The sequence below is a fragment of the Microbacterium testaceum StLB037 genome, assembly GCF_900104345.1.
Taxonomy (GTDB): domain Bacteria; phylum Actinomycetota; class Actinomycetes; order Actinomycetales; family Microbacteriaceae; genus Microbacterium; species Microbacterium testaceum_A.
Map to the genome: position 1 here is coordinate 462,427 of NZ_FNJN01000004.1, position 26,732 is coordinate 489,158.

Annotated in this window: 21 protein-coding genes and 1 tRNA gene; 14 read left to right on the forward strand and 8 right to left on the reverse strand. The window is 64.2% G+C overall.

Features of this window, described 5'->3' with window-relative positions:
- Positions 1-176 precede the first annotated feature (176 nt).
- A complete protein-coding gene (locus BLS25_RS16675) occupies positions 177-1,166 on the forward strand; it encodes a hypothetical protein (RefSeq protein ID WP_143017919.1) in 990 nt (329 codons plus the stop codon).
- Positions 1,167-1,228: 62 nt separating this feature from the next.
- Here BLS25_RS16675 and BLS25_RS11285 read toward each other — a convergent pair.
- From BLS25_RS11285 to BLS25_RS11300, 4 genes are all read right to left on the reverse strand, one after another.
- Positions 1,229-1,305 (reverse strand) — tRNA-Pro (locus tag BLS25_RS11285).
- Between the two features lie 131 nt (positions 1,306-1,436).
- Positions 1,437-2,879, reverse strand: coding sequence for a hypothetical protein (locus BLS25_RS11290; protein WP_074695726.1), 1,443 nt, complete (start codon positions 2,877-2,879; stop codon positions 1,437-1,439).
- 190 nt (positions 2,880-3,069) lie between these two features.
- Entirely contained in the window at positions 3,070-3,993 is a 924-nt protein-coding gene (locus tag BLS25_RS11295; protein WP_074695728.1) for a metallophosphoesterase, read from the reverse strand.
- On the reverse strand, positions 3,993-6,686 hold the full coding sequence (locus BLS25_RS11300; protein WP_074695730.1) for a transglycosylase domain-containing protein: 2,694 nt from the start codon (positions 6,684-6,686) through the stop codon (positions 3,993-3,995). Before BLS25_RS11300 ends, BLS25_RS11295 begins: the two co-directional genes overlap by 1 nt.
- Before the next feature lie 118 nt (positions 6,687-6,804).
- Between BLS25_RS11300 and BLS25_RS11305 the strand changes: the two genes are divergently transcribed.
- The 3 genes from BLS25_RS11305 to BLS25_RS11315 all read left to right on the forward strand — a co-directional run bounded on the left by BLS25_RS11305 (position 6,805) and on the right by BLS25_RS11315 (position 8,364).
- Complete coding sequence (locus tag BLS25_RS11305; RefSeq protein ID WP_056229468.1) at positions 6,805-7,023, forward strand: Sp36 family protein; 219 nt, start codon at positions 6,805-6,807, stop codon at positions 7,021-7,023.
- Positions 7,020-7,487 (forward strand): RidA family protein, encoded by a 468-nt coding sequence (locus tag BLS25_RS11310; RefSeq protein WP_074695732.1) that lies wholly within the window; start codon positions 7,020-7,022, stop codon positions 7,485-7,487. The genes BLS25_RS11305 and BLS25_RS11310 overlap by 4 nt, the downstream gene beginning before the upstream one ends.
- A 133-nt stretch (positions 7,488-7,620) precedes the next feature.
- Positions 7,621-8,364: a phosphatase PAP2 family protein gene (locus tag BLS25_RS11315; protein ID WP_074695733.1), complete on the forward strand. Its 744-nt coding sequence runs from the start codon at positions 7,621-7,623 to the stop codon at positions 8,362-8,364.
- A gap of 55 nt (positions 8,365-8,419) precedes the next feature.
- Here the strand turns inward: BLS25_RS11315 and acs are convergent, their stop codons facing one another.
- Positions 8,420-10,387: an acetate--CoA ligase gene (gene acs / locus BLS25_RS11320; protein ID WP_074695735.1), complete on the reverse strand. Its 1,968-nt coding sequence runs from the start codon at positions 10,385-10,387 to the stop codon at positions 8,420-8,422.
- A gap of 442 nt (positions 10,388-10,829) precedes the next feature.
- Here acs and BLS25_RS11325 point away from each other — a divergent pair, with 442 nt between their 5' ends.
- Genes BLS25_RS11325 through BLS25_RS16680 form a run of 3 tightly spaced genes read left to right on the forward strand, consistent with a single transcriptional unit; the run spans position 10,830 to position 12,911 of the window.
- Entirely contained in the window at positions 10,830-11,810 is a 981-nt protein-coding gene (locus BLS25_RS11325) for a TadA family conjugal transfer-associated ATPase (protein ID WP_176786355.1), read from the forward strand.
- Positions 11,807-12,715: a type II secretion system F family protein gene (locus tag BLS25_RS11330; protein ID WP_081349801.1), complete on the forward strand. Its 909-nt coding sequence runs from the start codon at positions 11,807-11,809 to the stop codon at positions 12,713-12,715. The genes BLS25_RS11325 and BLS25_RS11330 overlap by 4 nt, the downstream gene beginning before the upstream one ends.
- 34 nt (positions 12,716-12,749) lie before the next feature.
- A complete protein-coding gene (locus BLS25_RS16680; protein ID WP_256335579.1) occupies positions 12,750-12,911 on the forward strand; it encodes a DUF4244 domain-containing protein in 162 nt (53 codons plus the stop codon).
- Between the two features lie 34 nt (positions 12,912-12,945).
- On the opposite strand, the gene BLS25_RS11335 is transcribed toward BLS25_RS16680, so the two are convergent.
- Together BLS25_RS11335 and BLS25_RS11340 are read right to left on the reverse strand one after the other, a co-directional pair.
- Entirely contained in the window at positions 12,946-15,435 is a 2,490-nt protein-coding gene (locus tag BLS25_RS11335; protein ID WP_074695737.1) for an AAA family ATPase, read from the reverse strand.
- Entirely contained in the window at positions 15,432-15,785 is a 354-nt protein-coding gene (locus BLS25_RS11340; RefSeq protein WP_143017920.1) for a hypothetical protein, read from the reverse strand. Before BLS25_RS11340 ends, BLS25_RS11335 begins: the two co-directional genes overlap by 4 nt.
- On the opposite strand from BLS25_RS11340, the gene BLS25_RS11345 reads away from it, so the two are divergent.
- The 7 genes from BLS25_RS11345 to BLS25_RS11375 all read left to right on the forward strand — a co-directional run bounded on the left by BLS25_RS11345 (position 15,784) and on the right by BLS25_RS11375 (position 26,041).
- Positions 15,784-19,128, forward strand: coding sequence for a type ISP restriction/modification enzyme (locus tag BLS25_RS11345; RefSeq protein ID WP_074695741.1), 3,345 nt, complete (start codon positions 15,784-15,786; stop codon positions 19,126-19,128). The two genes, BLS25_RS11340 and BLS25_RS11345, sit on opposite strands and share 2 nt — an antisense overlap.
- A 178-nt stretch (positions 19,129-19,306) precedes the next feature.
- Entirely contained in the window at positions 19,307-19,579 is a 273-nt protein-coding gene (locus BLS25_RS11350) for a hypothetical protein (protein ID WP_074695743.1), read from the forward strand.
- A gap of 582 nt (positions 19,580-20,161) precedes the next feature.
- Positions 20,162-20,563, forward strand: a complete 402-nt coding sequence (locus BLS25_RS17290) for a helix-turn-helix domain-containing protein (RefSeq protein ID WP_371129335.1) — start codon at positions 20,162-20,164, stop codon at positions 20,561-20,563.
- Between the two features lie 245 nt (positions 20,564-20,808).
- Complete coding sequence (locus BLS25_RS11360; RefSeq protein WP_143017921.1) at positions 20,809-22,425, forward strand: Rep family protein; 1,617 nt, start codon at positions 20,809-20,811, stop codon at positions 22,423-22,425.
- Positions 22,426-22,708: 283 nt separating this feature from the next.
- A complete protein-coding gene (locus tag BLS25_RS11365; protein WP_176786356.1) occupies positions 22,709-23,851 on the forward strand; it encodes a plasmid recombination protein in 1,143 nt (380 codons plus the stop codon).
- A 67-nt stretch (positions 23,852-23,918) separates the two neighbouring features.
- Complete coding sequence (locus BLS25_RS11370; protein ID WP_143017922.1) at positions 23,919-24,578, forward strand: hypothetical protein; 660 nt, start codon at positions 23,919-23,921, stop codon at positions 24,576-24,578.
- Between the two features lie 395 nt (positions 24,579-24,973).
- Positions 24,974-26,041 carry a PDDEXK family nuclease gene (locus BLS25_RS11375; protein ID WP_074695753.1) on the forward strand — a complete coding sequence of 356 codons (1,068 nt, stop codon included), beginning with the start codon at positions 24,974-24,976 and terminating at the stop codon, positions 26,039-26,041.
- A 466-nt stretch (positions 26,042-26,507) separates the two neighbouring features.
- Here BLS25_RS11375 and BLS25_RS11380 read toward each other — a convergent pair whose 3' ends face one another.
- Positions 26,508-26,705 carry an antitoxin VbhA family protein gene (locus BLS25_RS11380; protein ID WP_074695755.1) on the reverse strand — a complete coding sequence of 66 codons (198 nt, stop codon included), beginning with the start codon at positions 26,703-26,705 and terminating at the stop codon, positions 26,508-26,510.
- Positions 26,706-26,732 lie beyond the last annotated feature (27 nt).

Genomic DNA, 26,732 nt, shown 5'->3' on the forward strand with positions numbered 1-26,732 from the left:
GCTGCTGATGGGGGCCCTCGTCTGTGCCTCGCTCGTCGTGAGTGTTGGACTCCTCGTGTGGGCGGGAATGTCTTTTCCCGGTGGTGTGGAGAGATGACGCCGACGCTTTTCGAGGCCACGAGACCATCGCGCGCCCGCCGGCTCCTCCTGTCATTCGATCAGAAAGGCCTTCAGTGGTGAGTTTGAACCGTGTCGTTTTGTCCCGACGAGCAGTGCTGCAAGGCGCGGTGCTCGCCGCCACGTTTTCGACGTCAGCCACGTCGGCCGCAGCGTCGACTTTCGAGGCAGGCTTGTCCGACGCGGCTGCTGCCGGAGCTTCCACAGAGGTTGCGCTCACGCCACTCGAATTGGTCACGTCCAAGTGCTTCGATGAAGGGTGGTCGACTGAGTTCCTCGCATACTTTCCGCAGGTCGTCGAAGTCAGGGGAGCTACCGCTGCATTCGAGTGCCGTGCGTCTTGGGACCGTCGTCTCTTCGAGGTTGCGGAGGGCGTCGTCGCGGTGACGCCTGTCGGTGTGTTCGAGATCAATCATGAGATATTGGACGACGGTTCGACACTTCTGAGTGTCCCGGTGGGCACAACGGCGTTGATGTTTAGAGCGGCGCCTGTGAATTTATATCCGACTGAGAACATTGGTACGCCAAAGGTGACCACGCTCGACGTGCTCAATGAGGCGAAGGTGCCGACGTCGGTGCCAGTTCCGTCCGCAGCGACCCCCTGCGCACCGTGGGCCCTCGCGGTCGAGGCCGATTGGGCAACGACGAACGGCGTCATCGTGCCTTCGTACGTGCGCGTGCTTTCGGTGGGGCCAAATCCGGCACCAGCGTCATCTCGAGTCGAGATAATCTCGGCGACTCGGGTCGACGCTCATGCGCTCTCGACTTCCGCAGGGGTGGCGCTGACCGTAGATGCCAGCTCGTCGCGAACGGATATCAGTGCGGAACTCGTGCGCGACCTTTCCGCAGGGGCCATCGAGACCATTACGTTCCCACTTGGCTCCGAGAATTCCCGCGATCTGGACAAGAATCCTGTCACTGTGAGTAGCGTCGCGGTGGTTCTCCCGGCAGACACCGTCGGGATGAGGATCACCCACAATGCGTCAGCCTACCCAGTCACGCCTTCAGGTGTACCGGTGAGCACATTCGAGCCCGTGGCGACCGCTTAGGGGAGCGGCGCGATAGGCAGAAGGGCCCTCCGCCTGAGCGGAGGGCCCTTCTGTTGATGAAGTGGTCGGGGTGACAGGATTTGAACCTGCGGCCTCGTCGTCCCGAACGACGCGCGCTACCAAGCTGCGCCACACCCCGTTTCAACTAGACAAGTCTACCCTGCACCGAGGAGTGCTTCGAACCACTCTGGGAGTTTGAGTTCTATCAGTCGCGTTCTGCTGGAGCGGGGCGCGGGCCTCGAAGCGACGCACGCACACGCCCGGCAAACGTCAGCCGTCCAGTGGGTCTTCGCGTCGGCGACCGCGCCGCCAGGCGTACATTCCTGCAGCGATAGCGACAGCCGAGACGCCGCTCGTCACCACCAGCGACGGCCCGGATACCCCTGTCAGTGCGAGTGCCGCCGGAACCAGCGGGGGTATCGGCGGTGTCGGCGGAATGACCGCGGCGACGGTTGCGGGGGTCGCCGTCGGGGAGGGCTCGGGGTCAGCCGGCGGCGGAGAGAAAGCCAGTTGCTCCGTCTGCGCGGGAGTGGCGAAACGCTCCATCCAGAAGTAGCGCGGAGGGAAGTTGACGACCGAATCAGGATCCTGTGACGTGCGTTCGATGCGCCACACCGCCGTGTAGACGCCCGGACCGGGCAGCGAGGCGGACACCGTCCGATAGACGGCGGGGCCGATCTTCGGGTCGGTGCGGAGTTCGAGGTGCCCTACCGGGCTGAGGTTCGACGGGATCTCGGCTGCTTCGGCGGGAAACGCATTCGTCCGGTAGACGTCGGCGGTTGCGCTCACGATGACGAAAGACCCGTCGCTCTGTCGCGGCCAGACATCGTCACCGGCCGACACCATGACGTCATCGACGAACCGGCCACGGGAGTCGATGGTGGCCGCCGTCTCGATTCGGGGTGAGAAGCGCACGGGCCGCGGTGAGGCGTCTTGGGTCGTCAGGGTGAAGGTGGTGGGTTCGGCCGGCCCGGCCGATTCCTGCTGCCCCGGGGTCGAGTAGTACCGGATGGCCGCCGAACGCACGGTGAAGGTCCCCGCGGCGCGGGCGACGTACGGCCGTCCATCGTCGGACGCCGTCGCCGGGGCGATGATCGGGTACGTGGCTGCCCCCTGGATTCCGGCACGCTCGGAGCTTCCCGTGTCTGCAAAGACCGCGTTCTCGAGTCGGAGTGTTCCTGAGGCGGTCGGGTCGACATCGAGTGTCACCGCTCCCCGCGTGGGATCGTCTTCGTCCATCGACAGCGTCAGCGAGCCGCCGGCTCGTGGAACGGGCACGCCCTCGGCTTCGGCGAGATACTGCATGGTTCGCTGCTGGATCGCGCTGCTGTTCTCTGGGCTCGCTCGCCGCATGATGTAGTCGATCGCCTCGGTCAGCTCGTTTCCGCCGTACCCCCAGGAGTGCAGCGTCGTATCCCGGTCGACGATGGCTTTCACCGCCCAACCGACGCTCGCGGCCTGCACCGCGTCGCCCGTCTGTCCGTAGGTGCTCACGAGGTAGTTGATCGAGACGAGTTGCTGCGGGGTCAGCCCGTTGACGTCGGTCGAGACGCCGTGGTCGGTCGTGGTTCCGGTGGCGACGGGGAGACCGGGGTGGATGCAGTACGTGTGAACGTCTGCCACCCGCATGGAGCCGTGCCAGCCGGTGCGGGAGAGCGGAGCCCAGGTACCGAAGCCCGTGCCTCGATCGGCGGCGTTCGCAGCCGGCGCCACGGCGACGCCTAACATCACGGCGACGAGCGTCAAGACGGCGGGGAGACGTCGGAGAGAGGGTGGATGGTGGCACATCGGGGGAGTCCCTTCGGTCGAGGAACTCGATCTTCGGGAAACGACACGTCCTCCCGACGTGCGAAGGGGCCGATCCGTGAACGGATCGGGCCCTGGCGCGTCTGTGGAGAAGTTCTCAGCGCGGCAGCAGCGTGAGCAGCGACGCCTCGGGGCGGCAGGCGAAACGCACGGGCGCGTAAATGGAGTGACCGAGCCCCGCGCTGACGTTCAACGGCACGGTGCGCCCTTCGTGGGTCCAGTCGCTGAGCCCGCGCGCTTGATCCAGCGGGATGTCGCAGTTCGACACGAGCGCCTCGCGGCGGAACGGCACCCGCACCTGTCCACCGTGCGTATGACCGGCGAGCAGTACGTCGGCGCCGAGGTCGGTGAACGTGTCGAGAGTACGCCGGTAGGGCGCGTGCATCACGCCGAGCGTGAGGTCGGCGGCATCCAGGCGTTCCAAAACTGGGGGGATGAGCTCGGGGTGGTCCCACTTGCGGTGGGCGTCGTTGACACCGAAGGCGGTGACGCGCAGCCCCTTCACCTCGAGCGACACCGCGGTGTCATCGAGGATCTTCCAACCGAGGTCATCGGCGAAGTATCGGTCGAGCGCTTCGACATCGAGATGCTTGTGCGCGGGCTGGTGCCCGGATGGCCCGGTGAAGTAGCGCAGAGGGTTGCGAGGAGCCGGCTCCTGGAAGTCGTTCGATCCGTGCACGACGAGACCGGGAACGTCGCGCAGGGGAGCGAAGGCTGTGCGGATGCCGGTGAGCCCGTCGCGGTGACCAAGATTGTCGCCCGTGTTCACGACGAGGTCGGGAGACAGCTCGGCCAGACGGGCCATCCACTCCTGCTTGCGGTGCTGCCAGGGGGCCATGTGCGCGTCGGAGACGTGCAGCACGCGGATCGGCTCGGCACCTTTCGGGAGGACGCGCAGGGCGTGATAGCGGACCGTGAAGAGGTAGCGCTCGATGCCCATTCCCCACACGGCGGCCCCGACAGCGGCCGCCCCCGCGACCCCGAGGGGTGCGAGGGCGGCCGTCACGAGAGGACGCGTCATCAGCACTTCTTCGCGACGATGGACAGAGCGATCGCGGTGCTCTTGTTCGTCGCGGTGTCGGCGGCGGGGTTCGTCGCCGTCACGCGGCCCTCATTCGGAGCATTGCCATCGGCCTGGCATGCGCCGATCGACACGTTCGAGAATCCGGCCGCGTTCAACGCCGCCTGAGCTGCGGGAACGGTCTGACCGCCCACGTTCGGCACAGTGGCGCCCTGCCCGTTGCCGGGGCTCAGCGTGATCTGCGAGCCCGCGGGAGCCGTTGCTCCGCCGGGGTTCTGGGCGGCGACGGTGTCGGGACCCGATGGGGAATCGACGGGGTCACCCACCGAGACGCGGAAACCGGCCGCCTGCAAAGTCGAGGTCGCGTCGGAGATGCTTTGACCGACCACGTTCGGCAGATCGCGCTGCTGCGTACGCAGCAGATTCGACGAGGGGTCGGGGAACCGGTCGCCGCCGTAGAAGTCGTCGGACGCGCGCTGCACATCGGCCGCCAGGGGATAACGGATGTCCGATAGAGCGCGACCGCCCCAGAATTTCTTGAAGACGTTGACGCCACCCTCGTAGTTGCCGACCCAGGCAGCGGTCGTCGTGTTGGTCGACGACTCGATCATCCAGGTCTGCCACTCTTCGTGCGTACCGGTCTTGCCGAGAACGGGAGTGCCATCGCCGGGGTTGCCGCGGTTACCGGTTCCGCCACGGGCCATGACGCCCTGCAGAGCGTAGGCGGCCGTTGCAGAGACTTCCGGGGTCAGTGCAGCCGAGCAGGTGCGCTCGGGGATGGCACGCTCCGCGCCGCTGCTGTCGGTGACCTTGTCGATCACCTTGGGCTGGCAGAGTGTCCCACCATTGGCGACCGTGGCGTAGGCGCCGGCCATCGCGATGGGCGAGACATTGTCGCTGCCGATCACGTTGTTGGCGTACTGCATCGTGATGTCCGAGCCGTCACCGCGGGTCACGCCGAGCTTCTTGGCCGTTTTCGCGATGTCGCACAGATCGAGCTCCGCTGCCATCTGCAGGTAGCCGGTATTGAGCGAGTCTCGTGTGAACATCATCGGCGTTCCCACGTACCCGCCGTCGTTGCCGAAGTTGTTGATGCGGTCGTTGTTCCTGTTCACGTAGTTGCCCGTGCACGAGTTCGTCATGTTCGGCACGGGGCCCATACGACCGTTCAGCGTCTCATTGAGGGAGTGGCCCTTCTCGAGCCAATCGACGAGAGTGAACAGCTTGAAGGTCGATCCCGCGTTGAAACCGATGGACCCGCCGTTCGTGCTGTCGCCCGCGAAGATGACGGAGTTGTACGAGGGATCGGACTCCGCTTGCCCGGGATCCTGCGTGAACTTCGTGTTCTGCGCGATGGCGAGGATGCGACCGGTCTTCGACTCGAGGTTGACGACGGTCGATCCGAAGTTCATGCCGTCGACGCTCGCGGGCGTGTACGCGATCATCGCGTTCTGCGCGGCATCCTGTACGCGCCAGTCGAGCGTCGTCTGGATGGTCAGGCCGTCCTGGCGGAGAGCGCGCACGCGGTCGTCGGTGTCGGTGCCGAAAGCCGGATCGTTCAGGATCGTCGACACCACGTACTGGCAGTAATAAGGCGCGGCGGACGAGGCGCACCCCTGGCTGGTAGGCGTGATCTCCGGGGTGATGGGTTCGATCGCCGCGGCGACGTACTGCTCGTGCGTGATCTTGCCGTCGACCTCCATGCGGCTGAGAACGTAGAGCTGGCGGCCCTTGGTCTCGCTGTATCCGTCGGCGGCGTTGACCAGCTGCTCCTGCGTGATCTCGCCGTTGTCGCGCAGCGTGTAGAGCGCCTGGATGGTGCTCTGGTCGACGTCGTCGATCGAGCCGTCGGGAGCCTTGTTCCAGGCGGTCTCACCGTCGCTGATCGAGCCGTCGGGGCGGTCGATGCGGAAGCGGTTGGGGTTCTGCACCATGCCCGCGAGAACCGCCGCCTGTCCGACGCTCAGGTTCGCGGCGGGGGTGTTGAAGTAGTAGCGCGCCGCGGCGTCGATGCCGTAGGTGGTGCCGCCGAAGTTGGCGATGTTCAGGTAGCCGAGAAGGATCTGGTCCTTCGTGTACTCCTTCTCGAGCTGGATCGCGTACCGCATCTCCTGCAGCTTGCGCTGGTAGCCGGCGGCGCCGTCGGACTGCACGGCCTCGAGGGCGCACTTCTGCAGGGCTTCGTCGCGCGTCATCGCGGGAGTGGTGTCGGTCGCCTCGACGGCCTTGGCGTCGCGCTCGCACCGCTGCACGAGCACGTTCTTGACGTACTGCTGGCTGATCGACGATCCACCCTGCGTCTCACCGCCCGAGGCGTTGCTGAGCAGGGCGCGGGTCGTTCCGATGAGGTCGACGCCGCCGTGCTGGTAGTAGCGGGGGTCTTCCGACGAGAGGATCGCGTCGTACATGACCGGGTTGACCTGGTCGAAGGTGACGGGGGAGCGGTTCTGGTCGTAGAACTTCGCCAGCACCCGGTCGCCGGCCGTCAGCGTCGTCGGCTGCATGAGCTCGTCGGGCTTCAGGTAGCTGGGCATGTTGTCGAAGACGGTGATCGCGCTGGAGGCAGCGGCACCGGAGACGGCGATGGCCGGCGTCACGGCAGCGGTGACCAGGAGTCCGGCGACCGCGCTCAGGCCGACGAGGCCGACGATGCCGCCGAGGGCACCGCTAGCCGTTCGTTTGTTCTCGGGCATAGGCTTGATGCTAAGCGACGTTGCTGGGCGATGCCTCGAAGGCAGGCCCTCGCGCGCGTACGCGTCCATCACCGCGCGCACGACGTTGCGCGCTCCGAGCCACCTCCGGGAGCCCGACATGACCACGTGGGAGTACCTCACCACTCCGCTGCTCATCCATAACACCGCCGCGATCCTCAACAACTGGGGCAAGCAGGGCTGGGAGCTCGTTCAGGTGGTGACCGGCCCCGAGGGCGGACTCGTCGCCTACTTCAAGCGCCCCACCGGTGGAGGCGCCGCCAACGCCGGCCTCGGCGCCGCCGAGACCGCCGCCCGTCAGTTCGAGGGACAGCAGTGAGCGTCTCGGAGCGCCTCGCCGCGCTGGGCGTCGACGTTCCGGCGGTCGTCCCGCCCGTCGCCTCGTACATTCCCGCCAAGCGTCACGGCGACGTCGTCTACACCTCGGGTCAGCTGCCGATGGTCCAGGGCGCCCTGCCTGCGACCGGCAAGGTCGGCGAGTCCGACGGACTCATCGCCCCCGCCGACGCGAAGACCTACGCGCGCCAGTGCGCCCTGAACGCGATCGCCGCGGCTGCGGCTCTCGTCGGCGGCGTCGACAACCTCACCGGCGTGCTCAAGCTCACCGGCTTCGTGGCATCCGTCCCCGAGTTCACCGGGCAGCCCGGCGTCATCAACGGCGCGAGCGAGTTCCTCGGTGAGGTGTTCGGCGAGACCGGCGCCCACGCGCGTTCCGCGGTCGGTGTGCCCGTCCTTCCCCTCGACAGCCCCGTCGAGGTCGAGGTGATCTTCACGGTCGCCTGACGACGATCCCGGATGCCGGCACCCCGGCCTCCACACGGAAGGGACGCTCCGGTCGCTCGGGGCGTCCCTTCCGTCGTTCTCGGCCGCGGGGGAACTCGGCTGATTCAGAAGTGAACGGGAGCAGGATTCCCCCGTGACCTCCTCTTCCGGCGTGGGCGGCCCGTCCTCCCCCGAGAACGCCCTCCTCGCTCCCTCGCCCTCCATCCGGCGCGCCGTCGTGTGGGCCGTCTGCACCGTGCTCGCCGTGATCGCGGTGGGATTCCTGCTGCGGTTCGTTCCGCTCGATGTGGCCTTCTCCGACGCGGTGCACCACCTTCACGCGCCCGTGCTCACACAGGTGGCCGAGGCGTTCTACCGCTCGCTCAAGCCGCTGCCCGCCGCGGGCATCATGATCGTCGCCACGGTCGCGGTCGGCCTGCTGACGCGACGGTGGCAGGTCGCGGTCGCCTTCTGCGGTGGGGTCGCCGTGACCTGGGGCCTCGCGGAGGCCGCGAAGCTCGTCGTCGCCCGACCGCGCCCGGGCATGTCCGAGGCCATGACCCAGGCCATCGGCGCGACGGCCGACCCCTCGTTCCCGAGCGGTCACGTGGCGTTCACGGCATCCTTCGCGGCGGTCCTGATCTGCGCACTGTGGTCGACGCGTTGGCGGGCGCTCGGAATCGTCGTGGGCGTCGTTCTGGTCGTCGGAATGTCGGTGTCGGTCGTCGTCATCGGCGTGCACTACGCCGGCGACGCTCTGGCGTCGATCGTCTGGGTAGCGGGGGTCTACCCCGCCGTGCGGGCCGTCGGCGCTGCGGTGGTGCCCCGCGTGGACGCACTCGTGACGCGCCGGCTGGGCACTGCCCGCTCGGGTCGCGGGACCTCGATCGGCCGCTGATTTCGTTGGCGAGTCGATCCCGGATGCCGTGAGTTCCGGCATCCGGGATCGGACCTCACTTCACCTGGGCGCTGATCACGCTCATGACGGCGGTGTCGGCGAGCGTGGTGGTGTCTCCGACCTCGCGGCCCTCGGCGACGTCGCGGAGGAGGCGGCGCATGATCTTGCCCGAGCGGGTCTTGGGGAGCTCGCCGACGATGTAGACATCGCGGGGACGGGCGATCGGGCCGATCTGCTGTCCGACCCAGGTGCGCAGTTCGTCGCCCAGACCCTCGACGGGGTGCTCCTTCAGGTAGCGGCTCTTGATGATGACGAAAGCGACGACCGCCTGGCCGGTGGTCTCGTCGCTCGCCCCGACGACGGCGGCCTCGGCGACCCCCTCGTGGCCGACGAGGGCGGACTCGATCTCGGCGGTCGACAGGCGGTGGCCCGAGACGTTCATGACGTCGTCGACGCGGCCGAGCAGCCAGACGTCTCCGTCGTCGTCGAGGCGCGCGCCGTCACCGGCGAAGTAGTACCCCTTGTCGGCGAACTTGTCCCAGTAGGTCTCGCGGTAACGGTCGGGGTCGCCCCAGATGCCGCGCAGCATGCTCGGCCACGGTTCGGTGACCACGAGAAGGCCGCCGCTGCCGTTGCCGACCGGTTCGCCCTGCTCGTCGACGACGGCGATCGAGATGCCCGGGATCGGGACCTGGGCGGAGCCGGGCTTCGTCTCGGTGACGCCGGGCAGGGCCGAGATCATCATCGCCCCCGTTTCGGTCTGCCACCACGTGTCGACGATGGGGGCCTTGTCGGCGCCGATGATCTCGCGGTACCAGATCCAGGCTTCGGGGTTGATGGGCTCGCCCACCGAACCGAGCAGGCGAAGCGACGACAGGTCGAACTTCTGCGGCACGTCGCGTCCGATCTTCATGAACGAACGGATCGCGGTCGGCGCCGTATAGAAGATGGTCACGCCGTGCTTCTCGATGAGCTCCCACCAGCGACCCGGGTGAGGAGTGTCGGGGGTGCCTTCGTAGAGCAGCTGTGTCGCGCCGTTCGCAAGAGGACCATAGGTGACGTAGGTGTGTCCGGTGATCCAGCCGATATCGGCGGTGCACCAGTACACGTCCGTTTCTGGGTGCACGTCGTGGACGACGCGGTTGGTGAACGCGGCCTGGGTCAGGTACCCGCCCGAGGTGTGCAGGATGCCCTTCGGCTTCCCCGTGGTGCCCGAGGTGTAGAGGATGAAGAGAGGGGTCTCGGCGGGGAAGGCTTCGGCCTCGTGGTCCGCGGAGGCCTTCGGAACCACGTCGTGCCACCAGAGGTCGCGGCCGTCCGCCCAGTCGACCTCGTTGCCGCCGCGCTTGACGACGAGCACGTGCTCGACGGTCTCCTGCTCGCCGGAGCCGTTGCGGTCGGCGAGCGCCTGGTCGACCGCCGGCTTCAAAGGCGAGACCTTGCCCTTCCGCCACCCGCCGTCGGCGGTGATGACCAGCTTGGCGCCGGCGTCGTCGATGCGCGCGCGCAGGCTGTCGGCCGAGAACCCGCCGAACACGACGGAATGCACGGCGCCGATGCGTGCGACCGCCAGCATGGAGGCGATCGCCTCGGGGATCATCGGGAGGTACAGGGCGACGCGGTCGCCGCGCTCGATGCCGAGCTCGGTGAGGACGTTCGCCAGGCGCTTCACCTCGTCGGTGAGTTCGGCGTAGGTGACGTTGCGCTGATCGCCCGGCTCGCCCTCCCAGCGCAGAGCGATGCGGTCGCCGTTGCCGGCCTCGACGTGCCGGTCGAGACAGTTGTAGGCGACGTTGAGCTCCCCGTCGGCGAACCACTCGGCGAACGGGGGAGTGGACCAGTCGAGCACCTGGGTGAAGGGCTTGTGCCAGTGCAGTTCGCGGGCCTGATCGGCCCAGAAACCCTCACGGTCTGCCGCCGCGCGCTCGTAGAGATCGTGCTGGGCGACGGCCTGGGCGGAGAACTCGGCCGACGGCGCGAACCGGCGGGTCTCGTTGAGGAGGTGGTCGATCTGGCTGCTCATCGCGGCGCTCCTTCGCGTTCACGGACCCGCGCACCTGCGCGCGGCGTCCTCACCCCGGTCACGCTAGCGACCCCCTCCGACACCGGCCACCTCCGATAGATGGGATCTCCGACGGTGGGAAACAGGTGATATATCGCAATGAATAGGTCGGGTTGAGTTGGCCGGACTCACCTGCACGCGTACTCTAGCTAGCGCCCGAACATCGCTTCCGGCACTCGCGTCGGGGGGAGCCCCCCAATTTTTCCCCGGCGCGTGGCGGCATCCCTCGCCCCCCACTGTAGGGATGCCGCCCCCTTCTTTTTCCGGCGGAGTTCCTCCCCGATGACGATTCGAGCGACGTTCTCGTCGCTCGCTCCTCCACAGGTGGGGATCTTCGCGGCGAATCCACTGATCGCTTCTGCGGGCCCGCGGATCGATCCGGCCCGACCCTACGGTCGTCGTCGTGACCTCCCTCGCCCCGCCCTGCAGCGGCCTCGACCCCGCGACAGTCGACGCCCCCGACCCGGCGGTGGCGTTCCTGCGTCCGTTCCTCGACGACCCTCGCGTGACCGATCTCTTCGTCAACGGCGATCGGGGGCTCTTCGTCGATCGCGGTGACGGCATCGAGCACGTGCCTTCGTGGCGGGCGTCCGAGACCGAGGTCCGCCGCCTCGCGGTCCGCCTCATCGCGCTCGGCGGGCGGCACCTGGACGACGCCACGCCCTGCGTCGACGTCCGGCTCGATCGGGGCGTGCGAGTACACGCCGTGCTCGCCCCCGTGGCCGCGAGCGGCACGAGTATCTCCGTCCGCGTGCCGGCGTTCGCGCGGCCCGACCTGCAGGCTCTCCAGCGCGCGGGGATGTTCTCAGCGCGCCAGCGGGACAGGCTCGAACGTCTCGTCGATCGACGCGAGAACACCCTCATCGCCGGCGCGACGGGCGCGGGCAAGACCACGCTCCTGGCTGCTCTGCTGTCGCGGGTGCCATCGACCGAGCGCATCATCACGATCGAGGAGGTGGCGGAGTTGCACCCCGACCACCCGCATCACGTCGCGCTCGAGGCGCGGCAGGCCAACATCGAGGGCGCCGGCGGCATCTCCCTCTCGCGGCTGGTCAGGGAGGCCCTGCGCATGCGTCCCGACCGGCTGGTGCTGGGGGAGTGTCGCGGAGAGGAGATCCGCGAACTGCTGATGGCGTTGAACACCGGGCACGACGGGGGAGCGGGGACGCTCCACGCGAGTAGCCTCGTCGACGTCTCGGCGCGACTGGAAGCCCTGGCAGCGCTCGCCGGAATGGATGCCGAGACCTGCGCGCGGCAGAGTGCCGGGGCAATCGACGCCGTCGTGTACGTCGAACGGATCGCCGGGCGACGTCGCGTCACCGGGTGGGGACGACCCGTCGTGCACGAGGGGCGTCTCCGAATCGAGCCGGAGAAGTGGACGTGAGCGCTCACGGCTCGCGGACGCCGCATCTTCGCGCGCGACGCGACCCTCGGACCGCTGATCCGATCGAGACGGTTCTCCGCCTCGCCGTCCTGCTGTCCGGGGGAACAGCCCCGGCGTACGCGTGGAGATACCTGGCAGAGGGCGGCGACCCCACGCTGAGCGCGGCGGCCGACGCCGCTGCCCGTGGGGCGGATGTCGGTGCCGTCCTCCGGGCGGCGGGTGAGTCGTGGAGCGGGACCGCCGCGATCTGGAGCGTGGCCGTAGCCACGGGAGCGCCCCTGTCCGATGCCCTGCGCTCGGTCGTGGGCGCCCTCCGTGACGCGGTGGAGGTTTCGGCCGACATCCGCGTCGCTCTCGCGGAGCCGGTCGCCACGGCCCGGCTCCTCGGGTGGCTTCCCCTCGTCGGCATCCCTCTGGGCGGTCTTCTCGGCTTCGACCCCGTCGGTGTTCTGCTCCGGGATCCGCTCGGGCAAGGATGCCTCGCCCTCGGGCTCGGCCTGATGGGTGCAGCGTACGTCTGGATGCGCAGGCTGTCCCGCCGGGCTCAGCCCCCTCCGGTGATCCCGGGACTCGAGGCCGAGCTCTGGGCGGTCGCCCTTTCGGCTGGCGTGTCGATCGACCGGGCCCGCGGACTGATCGAAGGTCTGGGCGTCGGCACGATGAACCGCACCGCCGTCGCCGAGACGCTGGACCTGGCGACCCGAGCGGGAGTGCCCGCGGCCGAACTCCTCCGGGGGGACGCGTGGATCGCGCGGTACCGGTCCCGAACCGACGGTCGGGTGGCTGCGGCGAGACTCTCCACCCGCCTGCTCGTGCCGCTCGGGCTCTGCACGCTGCCGGCATTCCTGCTCATCGCCGTCGTCCCTGCCGCGCTCGCGGTCCTCCGCTCCACGGCACTGCCGTGACCTCGATCGTCCACAAAGAAGAAGGAGTAGTTCCATGATCCGATTCCCTCGACCCGTCTCGAAGCGCGGCCCCGTTGATCTGCCGCCCTTGACCAGCGCACGCGCGGGCGCCCTGTTCCTCGACGAGCGGGGCGCGGCGACCGCCGAGTACGCCATCGCGACCATGGCCGCCGTGGAGACTAAGGGGCGTACTTAAACTCAGCGCCGGCCAGACGCTTGCGTCGAGCTCGCTACGAGCGGCGCGTCAGAGACTTATAGAAGCGCCAGTCTCCGGTTCCGGAGGCGTCGTACTGGAAGCACCGCCGTATCGCGTCGATGTCCCCGAGCACTCCGAGGAGCGACGCTGGAGAAAAGCTCGCGGATGCAGCTGTGCCGTAGTGGCTCACCCAATTCGCCACGATCGCCGGGACGTGGTGGCCCGTGAGGTCCGCGATCTGCTGGGTCTCGAGCACGATGGTGCCTGCCGCTTGACGGAGCGTCACTGCGTCGACGATCGCGTCTAGGCATGCACCGACCATCTTCGAGTGGTCGTTCACAGCAAGATCAATGGGGACAGGGATCTGGACCTTGCGAATTACCTGCTGAAGAACAAACTCGAGATACTGCCGGATCAGGCCGGATCCCTCCGGAACCTGTCCTGCCTGCAGGTAGCGCTCGGCGTCGGTTCGGAGTCGATCGGCGCTCTGATTGTGAGCCGTGACCGGTGTGAGAGGGGGCCATCCCTGGAGTTTCTGGTGGTGCCAACTTCGGCCGTCGTCGAGACGATCAAAATACTTTTCGAGGGTTACATCGTGACTCAACAAGATCACTTGGAGACCATCGTTCGAGCCATCGTGCTGCAATCGCGTGCGTAGCTGCTCCATGAGCTTGAATTGGTGGCCAGCGTCGAAGCTTGATGTCACGTCGTCGAGAATCACGAAACGCGGGGCTTTGCCGTGGCGCGCCGCAGCGGATAGGAACACCGAGATCGCGAGGGCGTTTCGGTAGCTCTCCGAAAGCACGGCGCGCGCCGAGACGGAGCTGGCTCCGTGAAAGTCGGACAGTTCAACAGCGAGCTGTTCACTTCCCGCAGAGCGCGTCAGCGTGGGCACAATGTCGCCCACACTCATCACGCCCTTGAAGAGTTCCTGATACTCAAGGCGCAGCTCATCTAGGATTCGCTGCGACATGTCAGCTTCAGCCGCCGCGAAGGAACGGTAGGCGGTGTCGACAAATCTCTTCCAGCCGTCGAACGACCGCAGTTCCGTCTCCACCTTTTCGAGTGCCGCTCGAGCATCACGATATCTGGAGAGGGCAGACCTCGCCGCTTCACCCGCAGCGACTTGCTCCGCGAGCTGCACTAGAGAGGGAGGCAAGGACGCTTCCATCTGCTCAAGGTCCGCATCCGCGTCCGCCAATCGCGCGGCGAGCAGATTTTCGAGTTTCTGAAGGCGGGTTTCTCCTTCTCGGATGAGCTCTTGGTTCAGCCCAGAACCTGTTTGTACACGTTCCCGGATCGCGCTTGCGATGGAACCTTCATCGTCGAGCCGCGGAGAGACGCGGCTCTCTAGTTCGCTGAGGCGCGCGATGAATGCGCCGCTAGCAACCTCCTCACGCACTGACGCCCAGTGATGTTGCATCTGCTGTAGTGCGCTCAGACGTTCGGTCACGCGCTCACCAAGATTGTCAGCGCCCGGACGCTCGCAGAGCGGACACGTTGACTCCTCCTCAGTGTGGCCCTGCAAGTAGTCTTCGGCCGCCAGGAGAAGATTCTGCAGTTGAGCTTCGGTTGCCTCTGCGCAAGCTTCGTCGTACCTCCGAACTCGCATCTTCAGTTCTTGAGATGCCTCCACGGATGCGCGCGAGCGTATAGATGCAAGCAACGCGCTTTTTCTTTCAAGAAGTCCCGTATAGCGCTCGCGCAACTCGCCATTTTCTGCTTCGAAAATAGTTCTTTTGAGGACGGCGAAGTCGACCGAATCGAGATCTTCCACTTCAGTGAGCAACGGAGCAAGCAACTTCACGCCACGCAATGCCTGCACGACATCTTGCCCCCAAGACGGTGCAAGCGACACGTCGTCAACACGCTTCGAGGTCAGTGAGGCGTAATGAGTAGAGAAGTCACGGAGTGCGCGTTCCGCCTGCTCTCGAAGGCTAGCCTGATTGGCTTCCAGCTCCGGCGTCTTGAAGTCTGTTCTGAATGTCTGGGAGTTCGACACCGCCTTCAGCGACCGGAGCAGGTCACCGTATTCGGAGAGGCCAAGAAGCGAAGAGAAAGATCGGCCGCGATCGAGTGCTGTGTCCTCAATGAACCGGTTGAACGCGGCATAGTCGAGGAGCGCGAAGTCCTCGTTCATGGAAGCGAGGAGCGAATCGGGCGAGCTGGTATCCGTGGAGGACACTCGCCGGACGCCGCCGGCATCTCGCTCGATCTTGATCTCTATGCTCGAGCCCCCATCGTCTGGGACAAGAGTCACGACGATGGTTGAGTGCCTGCGTGAGTGGAAGAGGTTTGCTACATAATTGTCCGGGTTCTCGGCGGACTGCATCTCGCCGAGGCGCCCGACGCGACCCCGGAACGCGTACTCCAGCGCTTCATAAAAAGAGCTCTTCCCAGACCCATTCGGGGCGAACACCGAGTTCACTCGATCAGTTTTGAAGTCGAGTGTAAGGGGAGCGCCCTCGTTGTTGACACCGCGGAAACCTTCGACTGAGACGCGAGTCAAAAAGTAGCGGGTCAACGCTCAATCTCCGATCGCTCAGCAAGGCTGCTCAGTATCTGGTTTCTGACCGCGGTGTTGAATTCTGAGCGAGCGGCACGGCGCGAATCATCGGACGACCCCGCCCGCAAGATGCGGATGTGCTCGGTGAGGATCGACGTCATTTCGGCATTCACGGACGACATATGGTGCAGGAAATCCTGCAACTCCAAGTCCAGTCCTGCACCGTTCAGCTGAAAACTATCTGGCATGGCGACCCCCCGTTGCGTCATTGACGGACCGAGCATAGCGAGTCCGGGCAGCCCTTGAATCCACGACGAGGGCCCGGCAGGCGGGCGCACACCCAGTCGTGTCACTAGTGTGAAGCTCATGCCGTCGATGGTCGAACCCGCAGTCCGTGCGCTCGGGAAAGAACTCAAGCACAAGCTCGCGCAGCCGTCCGTGACTGGCGACCCTGAAGATCAGTTGCGGACTCCGTTGGACTCTTTCCTTCGGACGATTGCCGAGTTGCTAGGGTTCGCGGATGTAAACGTCATCGGTGAAGTCAAAATGGCGGACGTCTCCTCTAGGCCGGATTTCGCCTTGACCCTGGGGAACGCGCTGACTGGGTTCGTGGAGATCAAGGCCCTCGGCAAGGGAGCCGATCCTCGCACATACAAGGGGCACGACAAAGCTCAGTTTGAACGATTGAAATTGCTTCCGAACGTGCTTTACACCGACTCCCAGTCCTGGTCGTTGTGGCAGAACGGGGTACTCGTAGGTCGCGTCGAGCATCTTGACGGTGACGTGAGGAGCGCGGGGGACGCGCTCGCCAGCGGTGACTGGTTCGAGGGAATGCTTCAAGCGTTCCTCAGTTGGAAACCGATCCCGCCGTCAAATGCGGGCGAGCTGGCGCGCGTCTCAGCGCGCCTGTGCCGTCTATTTCGGGCGGAGGTCGTGGCAGAACTCAGCGATGGAGCACGGACTCTTCGATCCACCGCCGACGACTGGAGACATCTTCTCTTCCCAACGGCTTCGGACGAGCAGTTCGCTGATGGATACGCACAAGCTGTGATGTTTGGCCTCCTGATCGCCCGGGCAAAGGGCATATCCATCGAGCAGGACACGGACCAAATCGGCAAGCAACTCGGCGCCACGAACTCGCTAGTAGGGCGCGCCATGCAGGTGCTTGGCTCTGTCGCCGAGGACGAATCCGGGTTGAAAGCCGTTCTGGATACTGCGAAACGGGTGCTCTCAACTGTGGACTGGCCCAAGCTGGAGAAGGGCAGCAAGCGCGACGCCTGGTTGTACTTCTACGAGGACTTCCTCGCAACCTACGACAGCGACCTGCGCAAGCAAACGGGAAGCTACTACACGCCGATTCCAGTAGTCGCTGCGATGACGAGGTTGACGGACGAGGCGATTCGAAGCCTGCTCGGCCTTCAGATGGGGCTAGCGGACGACGCTGTTACGTTGATTGACCCAGCGATGGGAACGGGAGCGTTCCTCCTGGAGGCACTCCGCCTCGTGGCGGACCGTCACGCGGCCGATTACGGAGCGGCAGCTCAAGGGCCGGCGCTTACCGAACGACTAAAAAAGGTGATTGGGTTCGAGATCCAACTCGGTCCCTACGCTGTCGCTCAACTGCGCCTCCTTGCGGAGCTCACTGCGCTCGGTTCAGCCGCCACCGCCGACGAACTCCGCACGTACGTTGCAGACACTCTGAGCGATCCAAACGCGGAACACAGAACTATTGGTCAATTTTACGAACCGATTGCTGAGTCCCGGCGAAACGCGGATCGCATCAAGCGGGACGAGCAGATTCTGGTCGTCCTGGGTAACCCGCCCTACAAGGACAAGGCGAAGGGTAAGGGTGGGTGGATCGAGACTGGGGCGAATGACGGTCTTGTGCCTCTGAATGATTACACGCCACCGAAGGAGTGGAAGCTCGGGCCGCACGTGAAGCAGTTGCGGAACTCCTACGTCTACTTCTGGCGGTGGGCGACGTGGAAGGTTTTCGACTCGGTGCCTAAGGATGCGCCTGGAATCGTTACGTTCATCACCGTCGCGGGGTTTCTGGACGGCGATGGTTTTCAACAGATGCGGGCATCTTTGCGAAATCAGGCGACGGACATCTTCGTCATTGAGTGCTCGCCTGAGGGGCTAATGCCTCCCGTCAGCACCCGCATCTTCCAAGCAGTCCCGCACCCCGTATGTATCGTGATGGCAGTGCGACGCCCTGGGGGTGGCTCGGATCCCGCTACTGTCAGAGTCCGATCGCTGACAGCTGGCGACCGAGCCGAGAAGTTTCAGGAACTGGCGAAGATTAAGCTCGACGACGATGGCTGGTCTCCCGTTTCTACGTCCCCTCGTGCGCCGTTCACCGCCGTAGGCAATCTCACCTGGACACGGCATCCCCTGCTCGGCGACCTGTTCGCTTATGACGCCTCCGGCGTTATGCCCGGCCGCACGTGGGTCGTTGGCTCCGACGCCTGGACCCTGAACCGGAGGATTGAGGCACTCCAGGGAGAGCCTGACCTCCTCCGCCAGCGCGCGTTGTTCATTGAGGGCGCCGGATTGCGGGTTGACAAAGCGCTGAAAGAGGGACTGCCGGGATACTCCGTCAGGCCGCTCCCCATTGCTAGCGACACCAGCACGGAAGCCCCTATCCGTTACTCGTTTAGGCATCTCGACCGCGCGTGGATAATCCCAGACAAGCGGGTGTTGAATAGACCGAACCCGACCCTTTGGGCGACAGCGTCAGACGCACAGGTGTACCTAACGGCGCCCAACTCGGATTCCCCCACTCACGGACCTGCTGTTACCGTCGCGGCATCGCCCCCCGACATGCACCACCATCGTGGGCATGGTGGGGGCCGGGTATATCCACTCTGGGCAGATAAGGCTGCTTCCGTATCCAATGTGCGTTCGACAGCGCTGGAAGTCTTGAGTGAGGCGTACATGCGCTCTGTGACCGCAGAGGAGGTCGTCTCCTATATCGTCGGTGTCACGTCGAACGCGGGTTACACGCAAAGGTTCGCCAGCGATCTGGTCACACCCGGCATTCGGGTTCCATTCCCCCGGCAAGTTGCTCTGTTCGATCGAGCGGTGTCGCTTGGCAAGCAGAGCATCTGGTACCAGACGTATGGATTGCGAATGAAGCAAGCAGACCGGCTCACGACTTCTGGCGGTTCGCCGCGGCTACCCGCCGATCGGGCCCCGCACAACGTAATTGCGATCCCGACTACTCCCGATGGATTCCCAAATTCCCTCGCTTATGATGCCGATGCGATGCGTCTCTCAGTGGGCGGGGGTGTGATCGATAACGTGACACCTGAGATGCGCGCCTATTCGGTTGACGGCGTGAACGTCGTCGACAAGTGGTTCTCCTACCGAAAGGCGGATCGGTCACGACCGGTCATCGGCGATAGACGCATCTCTGATCTCATGAAAATTCAGCCAGACCACTGGCTCACCGACTACACCAGCGACCTCGTGGATCTGTTGAATGTAATCGGGCTGTTGGTTGAGCTCGGCGTCGACCAGTCGACGCTTCTACAAGACATTCTTAACGGCGAGACGCTAGAGGGCTTGTCTGGGCTTGGTGAAGATGAATCCTCTGCAACCCCTGCTGCCAAGCATGCGGTGACACAGTCGCGCGCCTCGCAGGCGGGTCAGGTCGGATTCGACTTCGATGATCTGGAACGGGTCGAGATGGACGAGACACAGTCATGAGCACTTGACTGCCGATACGGTGACGCTGCGTGCCAAGATCGGCTTGCACCCGGATGGGGCATTCATGGGCAGTACGGAGTGTGCGTCAGTGCAGCGACCAACTACATCAACAACGTCGTCCTCGATATCGGGTAGGTTCACGCGATACGGAGTCTGGTTCCTTTTACCGATCGCCGCGGTGGCCTGGTTCGTCGCACTCTCGACAGCCGTCTCCATCATGGGAACGGCGCGGGTGACCGGAAGCCTGATTGACGCGGCGAGTCTCAGCGCAATTGCTGCGGTCATCGCGGTGCCCATCCTCGCGGGCTTCGACATCCTCCTGGATAACAACAAGCACCACCGCGCCGCACGGAGCACACGCGTTGCAGCATTCGCGTTAGTGGGCCTGTTGCTGGTAATCGTTGCTGCACTGCTTGGAGCAGCTGTGATGAAGGCCTCGTGCGGCGGCTGATCGGCGCTCGCTCGACTGGGTTCTCGGAGGTGGATAGGGAGGTCGTGGACTCCCCTATCCACCTTGCCCCGCTACTGGGCTGCGCGTCGCTTGCTCGTCGAGTCGGCTCGTGTCGGCGGCGTTGGCCTTACGGGTGGCGGTACAAGAAGGACCGGCTACAGCGTGTATCTACGCTGAGTTTTTCTGGCTGCTGAGCACGCTTGTCCACGCGATCCGAAAGCGGAGGTTGCGTACTCCTCCCTGCTCAGGTCGAGACTGTCACAGCAGCAAGTGCTGGCTGTTCGGCGATGGCGCCGCCGCCAGGTGTCCATCCGATAGTCGGGGAAGCGCCTAGTGCACGTGTGACCCCTACACGAGCTCTCTAGCGTCACAGACGCACGAGGGATGGCCCCTGCATTCTGCTCGTATACGAGACCCAAAATGCGACAGAGCGCTCACTCGTGCTACGTTTTGAGCGATCCGAGAACCGGATCGCACCCGGCAGGATCCCGGGGTTGGATCCCTCCTGCTGAATACAACTCCAAAGCCTCGAGTCAGCGTAATCACCAGCACGCAGTGAGCTCGATCGGTTGACACTGGTGAATGGCGAACCGCCCACTCGCGGTTCTGGTGGGAAAACGCGCCGGCAGGCGCCCCACGAGATGTGCAGGTGCTCTTCTCTCAAGAGAGGAGCGGCAAGTGCCTGCTCTCACCGTATCGCCCCCACATGCTCGCCTCACCCTCAGCGAAGCTGCTCGCCTGCATCGCATCGGCTACTCCACCCTTAGAAAGCGCGTGTCAGACGGCTCGTTGCCGTCACAACGCGTGGGTCGCCGCATCTTTGTTCGCCCTGAACACCTTGATGCGATGAGTACTCCCGTGGTCGGTCGGCCGTCAGCCGACCGCGCGGTAGAGTCCGCAATCTCTCGAGTTGTAGAGGCCGCGCCGCGGCTGACAGAGGCTCAGCGAGAACGGCTCGCGGTAATCCTGGGAGCCGCTGCGTGACCAACGAACTTGCTCACGCCTTGATCGAATCGCGAACTTCTGAGGTTTGTGAGGCTCCACCCACCACTAGTCAGCAACTGTCCGCGGGGGGCCTCCTTGGGTGCCCCCCGCTCGTTACTGAGGTTTGTGAGGTTAGTGAGGCTGCGAACCTCGATTCCGCTCGCGTCTTCTTCGAGCGCTTAAGGTCGGTCGAAACTGAACACCAGAAAAAGCGAGCTACACGGACCGCTCGGGTGTTCTCGGTCATGCAGTACGCGCAGCATGCCGAGACCCGTGAAGTCATGATGACGCAGGCCCAACTCGACCGTGGACTCCAGAGGACGTCGATCAAGCGGTGGGCTTACGCCTGGCACGATAAGGATCAGTTCGATGCTGCGGACGTGGAACATCAGAAGTCGAAGGGGCGCCAGGTCGAGGTGGGTGACCTGAAGCCGCTGCACGTGCACGTGGTGCTGCAGTGCGAGGACAACTACTCGATCCGTCAAATTTCGAACTGGCTGATGATCCCCTCAGCTCGGGTGAAAATTCCGAGCGAGGAGGGCGAGTATCGCGGCAACGGCGCGAGAGAGAAAGCGTTTTTCGACTTCGGTGAGTACCTCACGCACGAGAACCGAAAGCAGTCCGGTAAGCATCAGTACGACCGCTCGGTCGTGGTTGCGAACTTCGACTTCTCCTCGGAGCTGGACCGCCACATTGCATCGCGCTCGCGCGGCGTTCGGCGCGGATCTTCCGCTACTCGGACGCGCGACGAAGTGCGCTTGAGGATAATGCGCGGAGAGGTCTCGCTGAAGTGGGTCCGCGAGAACGAACCGGAGGTCTATGTGGCAGATCTCACGCATCTCCAGAAGCTTCAACAAGATAGTCGGCTTCACCAGCCGGCCCCGCGACACCGCACTAATTACTTCATGGGCGGCAAAGCGGACGACCCGCGAAAGGGCCGCACGGGGAAAACCACGCTCGCGAAGCTGTTCGCGAGATCCCTCTTTCGCGGGCTCGATGCAGCTGAGTGTTACCACGTGGCTACCGACCCCCGAGCGCCGCTCCAGAACTATGCGGGCCAGCCGGTCATCATCTGGGACGACTACAACGCACTAGACCTTATGGAGGCTTTGGGTGGTCGCTCCTCCGTTTGGCAGGTGTTCGATGATCACCCCAGCGCGACTGACGTGAACATCAAATACGGAACGACTCGTCTGGTTCACACGGTCAACATCATCACCAAGACAACGCCCTATGCCGAGTTCCTCGATGGTCTGGCAGGTGAGTACATCGATAGGGGCGGCAAACGCCACCACGCGGAAGATCGTAATCAGTCGTGGGGTCGCTTCCCAGTTGTGTTCGAAGTGACCGTCGACAGCATCGAGATGTTGCTTAACCGGGGGGTAGTAAGCGACACGGACGACTTCCTGTCTTACCAGACGGTCGCGCGCATGAAGGCCAGCATGCGACAGATCTCCTCTGCCCTCGACTCGATCGAGGACGACGCACAGCGCGAGGCAGCCACTCACGAGATCGGTCAGGTCCTGTTGGGCCCGATGCTCGACCAGCACGACAGGCTTCGCGCGAGTCCGACGCGCGGAAGCGCCGAGGTGGTCGGCGAGTTGCTCGCCTCGATTGAAGTGCTTACTCCAGAGCAGGCGGCGGCAGCCGATCGCGATGCGGTTCTTCGGCGTCAGGTGGTTCTGCTCGAGCAGCGGCACCGCACTATCGCGGATAGTGCTCAACGGGGCGCGATGTGTTCGTGTGGGTCGGGATGCCCGGAGGGTCCGGACATCCACCACTCGACTGCTTGCGCGGTGATATCGGACAAGACACGCATCGAGCGCGCTGGTGCAATTGCGCAGCTGACAGGCGGCATCTGATGGGCGCCGATTGTTGGGTATCGCGGCGGAGGGCGTGTGCCCGCGCAGCGGCCCCCGGAGGGCGCCAGGAGCTTCTGACGAGCGCAGCGGGTTCAGAAGTGTATGGGGCTACACCTTCTTTTGACGCGAAGGAGAACACCACACTCCGAAGGAATCAGGGTGCTGTTCGAGTGAGCGACAGGAGAAGCCCCTCGGGAGAGCCGCCGGTGGCTTCGTGGTCTGTTGCGTCGAGGACGGAACAGACCACGAACGGGGTCGATGGGAACGAAGGATGAGTTACACGATGACCTACGACGTGTCCCACAAGGTGGGACGCGGCGGGCACGCCAAAGCGTTCTTCCGACACATCGCCAGAGACGTCGATCAAGCGGCCGGCTTCTCATTCCCCCAGAAGAATCCGAATATCGCAGTGGAGCGGACGCGACTCAACAGCACATTTGTCAACGATGGGAACGGCGGCTTCAGGCGCCCGGAGTCGATCGACGGACGGCCTCCGAGCGACGAGTTCGATGACTACCTTCGGCGGCGATTGAGCACAGTCTCGAAGTCGCTGCGTAAAGATGCCGTGCTCATCCGCGGTGTGGTGCTCCAACTAGACCCTAAGTGGTTCGATCAGCACAATCCCGGCTGGCGCGAGGAAGGCTTGAACGCCGATGCTGCGAAGTACACTCGCGCGGTAGTGCAGTGGGCTCAAACCGAGTTTGGGCAGCGGAACATCGTCGGGATGTCGATGCATCTAGATGAGGTCAACCCGGGGCTGCAGTTGATGATGACTCCGGTGACTTCAGACGGTCGTTTGGCTCAGAAAGAGTTCTTCAAAGGGCCCGCCGACCTCAAACGCCAACATCGGGACGTCAGGAATGCAGTCGCCGCAGAGGGATACGACGTTGAGTATCGCGTTACAGAACGCTCGAAAGAGCATCTCAGCAGCAGTGAATTTCAGGCCAGAGCGATACAACTCCATCGAACCGCGACCGAACTCGAGTTCGAGCGCGACATCAGCACGAGGATGAAGCGCGAGATGGCAGAACGCGCGATTCGATTAGATGAGGAGGAAAGACTGGTTGCGGAACGGGAAAAACGAGCGACTGCGCGTGAGAATGAGGTCCTCCAAAGCCGTGCGATGTCGGCGCAACAATCCGAAGCAGTTCGAAAAGCCTGGAAACACGCACGCGAATTGCATGAATCGGCACAGAACGCCGTCGCAGCAGTGGAATCGGATCGCGAGAGGATTAGTCAATTGGCTGCACGTCTCAGCGCGGTGCCGCCCTTCTTCGAACGCTGGCTCGATAGGACCAAGGCTGGTGGCCACCCTTTGCGTGCGAGATACGAGGCGGATGTGAACAGAATGCGCAGCGAGCTTGGGATCGAGAAGGAATTCTTGACCATACCCACGGACAAAGAGGCTGGAGGCCTCGAGCTCTGAGCAGGATGGGAGGGGCAACTCACACAGTTCCCCTCCCGCCCTGCGGAGGAACTCGTAGCCTGTCGATATGACAAACCCGGAGAGCAGATTTGTGCACACGCACCGCATAGTGCCCCGTCCCAGCAGAGAAGCGATGAACGCGCTCGAGAATGCGATCACCAGAGTGAACGGCGACGGCGACTACATCGCCCGCCTGCTCACGGAAGCGCTTCTTGCAGAGCGACCGATCAGCGATGAGCCCCCGCTGTCGGGCGCAGAGGCCGACGTTCTCGTCGCATCCGGAGCCTTCACGCGAGAAGAGTTGACAGATATCAGCGATAAGGTTCGGCGAGGCTCCCTCCCAGCGGTAGTGGCGAACACGCTCGTGGCGCACGTCTATAGCAGCATGTCGAACGACGACGTTCGGGGCTTTCTCGATCTCAAAGCCGCCGAGCTCGATCACGCCGTGGAAACCAGGAAGCTTCACGCTGTTGAGGTCGCCGGCATGCGTCGATTCCCCATGTGGCAGTTCAGCCTCTCGTCGCCGGGCAAGCTACTGCCTCACCTCCCGGAAATCATCGAGCTGGTTGGAACCATGAACTGGATCTCGTTGGCCGGCCTCATGTCGACTAAGCAGTCAGAGATGGAGTCGTTTGGCGCTCAGTCACCCGTCGAGTGGTTCCGCCAGGGCGGCGAGATCGGCGCGCTCAAGGCGATCCTGGTGAGGAAGAGTCGGACCCAGACCTGAAATGCACCTGGCCCAACTCGATGGCCGTATTGCGAAAGATGCTTCGTGAAAAGGACTGCGCTCGCGGGCCGATCCTTTGAATTAGCCGGATATTTTTCGCCGGCATCAATTTTGCTTTGGTCCAGATCGTGACCGCAAACTGGTCACTTGACGGCCACGGGCTGGCCTCCATGTGGCCACAGTCCGGTTTTCGGCCATTGCCTCTTCGTTTTGGGGCCTATGGACTCAGTCCTCGACCGCAAAGGGACCAGCACCTGGCCAGGGCACGGTCACTCCTCGAGTGATCAGTCCTCGCCCACGCTCGCGCCTACACGCCTACGGTGTTGGTCACGCCACAGCCACCGGGCTGGAGCCGAAGATCTATGCAGATGAGTCGAGACAGGACTGGATTTGAGATGTCGATGAAACCCCCGCTTTGGCGATTGACGGCGGACGGCGCCACCCTGGTCGCGTCTAGTGGGTTTGAGCGTGAGGCGACCCTCGAGCAGTTGATCGAGACATGTCCGGAACTGCTCCAAGACGACCTACTCATCATCGGTCGTCAGGTGGTCACATCCGAAGGACGCATTCTCGATTTGCTCGCACTCGACTCGCACGCTCACCCAACGGTCATAGAGGTCAAGCGGGACCGGCTGCCAGCCACGGCGATCGGACAAGCCGTGTCTTACAGCGCTTGGGTGGCCGAGCTGGACCGCGAGGCATTGGACGCCATCTACGCCACCTATCGAGCGCAGGCACACGCAGTCGGCGAAGATTCCCTCACCCTCGCCGCAGCTTTCCACCGGCGGTTCGGGCTCCGTCTTCCCTCCGACGTACGCTGCTCTCCCCGCATCCTGTTCGTGGCGCGGAGCGTGGACACCACGACGTTTCGCGCACTGCAGTTCGCGCGCCGACACGGCCTGGCCGTAGGCCTCTGCCTGCTGGAGAAGTATGACTGCGCGAAAGAGACGTGGCTGACAGTGACTCGGCCGCTCGCGCCTGGGGACGCTCGTGCCCAAGAATCCGTCGAGCTACTGGGACTGCGCTCGGCGACTCTTGACGCCGTCGAACAGAGCACTGATCGCTTACTCGCGCGCCTCGACACTTTGTTTCCTCCCACCAAAGAGAGGACCGCCAAACTCCGCGAGGGCAAGGCGGACCAAGACGTCCTCTGCTTCGTACTACTGTTCCTTCCTCGATTTGCAACATCATTCGTTCCATACCCGCTTCTAGAAGGGCTGTACGCGTGGTGGGCGAAAGAACAGGCCTCACTGGGCGTTACTCGTCTAGTTGTTGGCCCGACCTTCTCTCGGGAGTTGGCCCAGGCGATTGCGTTGACCGGCGAGTGGCGTGCGGCTCGACGGTACTGGCACGGCGATCCGGCGCTCGAACGCGAGCAGATGACGCACCTAGTGGACGGGTGGCGTCTGCCAAGGGATGGTCAGCATCTCTCCGGCTACGAACGAATCTCGGCTAGTACCTGAAGTAAACCGAGTACCCGGTCACCGCTCCATAGCGTCGAGCAGTACCCGGGTATCCCTGGGCTACGTGCACTTGTCGCCCGCCCAGGACTTTCAGCACCACTAGGATTGCTCTCGAGCGACGGGCTTGGATCGTCGCGCACACCTCGGTGGGCCCTTGGAGGCGCAAATGCGCTTCGGGGCCCATCTGTGTGCGAGGCCATGACCTAGCTCTTGGTCGGCCCGATGTGCCTGCGGTTACATTCAACTCCTGGCCTACAAATCGCTGCCGGCCGAGCACCGGCAAGAGAGGGCGTAGTTGGGCGATCCACAGATACATCTGACCGCGTCGATCGAAAATCGGCTCCGAGCTGCTACTAGCGATCCGCTGGTGGCGGACACGTTTTGTCCGGTGGTCACGCTCGTCTTGGTGACTGGACCAAGCTCATCTCCAAGCACACCGCGACTGCTGCAGACCATGTAAGAGTGGTCAGCCGTCGCGCGTGGCGCCCTTCTCGCGGGCGACAATGCGCGCGAGCGCATCGTTTATCTCGGCCTCAGCCTCGTCTGGGCTGAGCTCGCCGCTGAGGACTCGCCGAGCGCGATCCAGCATCGCGTCGGTGGGGAAGTGACCTGCAAGCTGCTGCCCCTTCTGAATCGCTGCGAGCCCTTGCGCGACATTCACCACTCTCGCCTGCTCATGAAGGGATGGCGC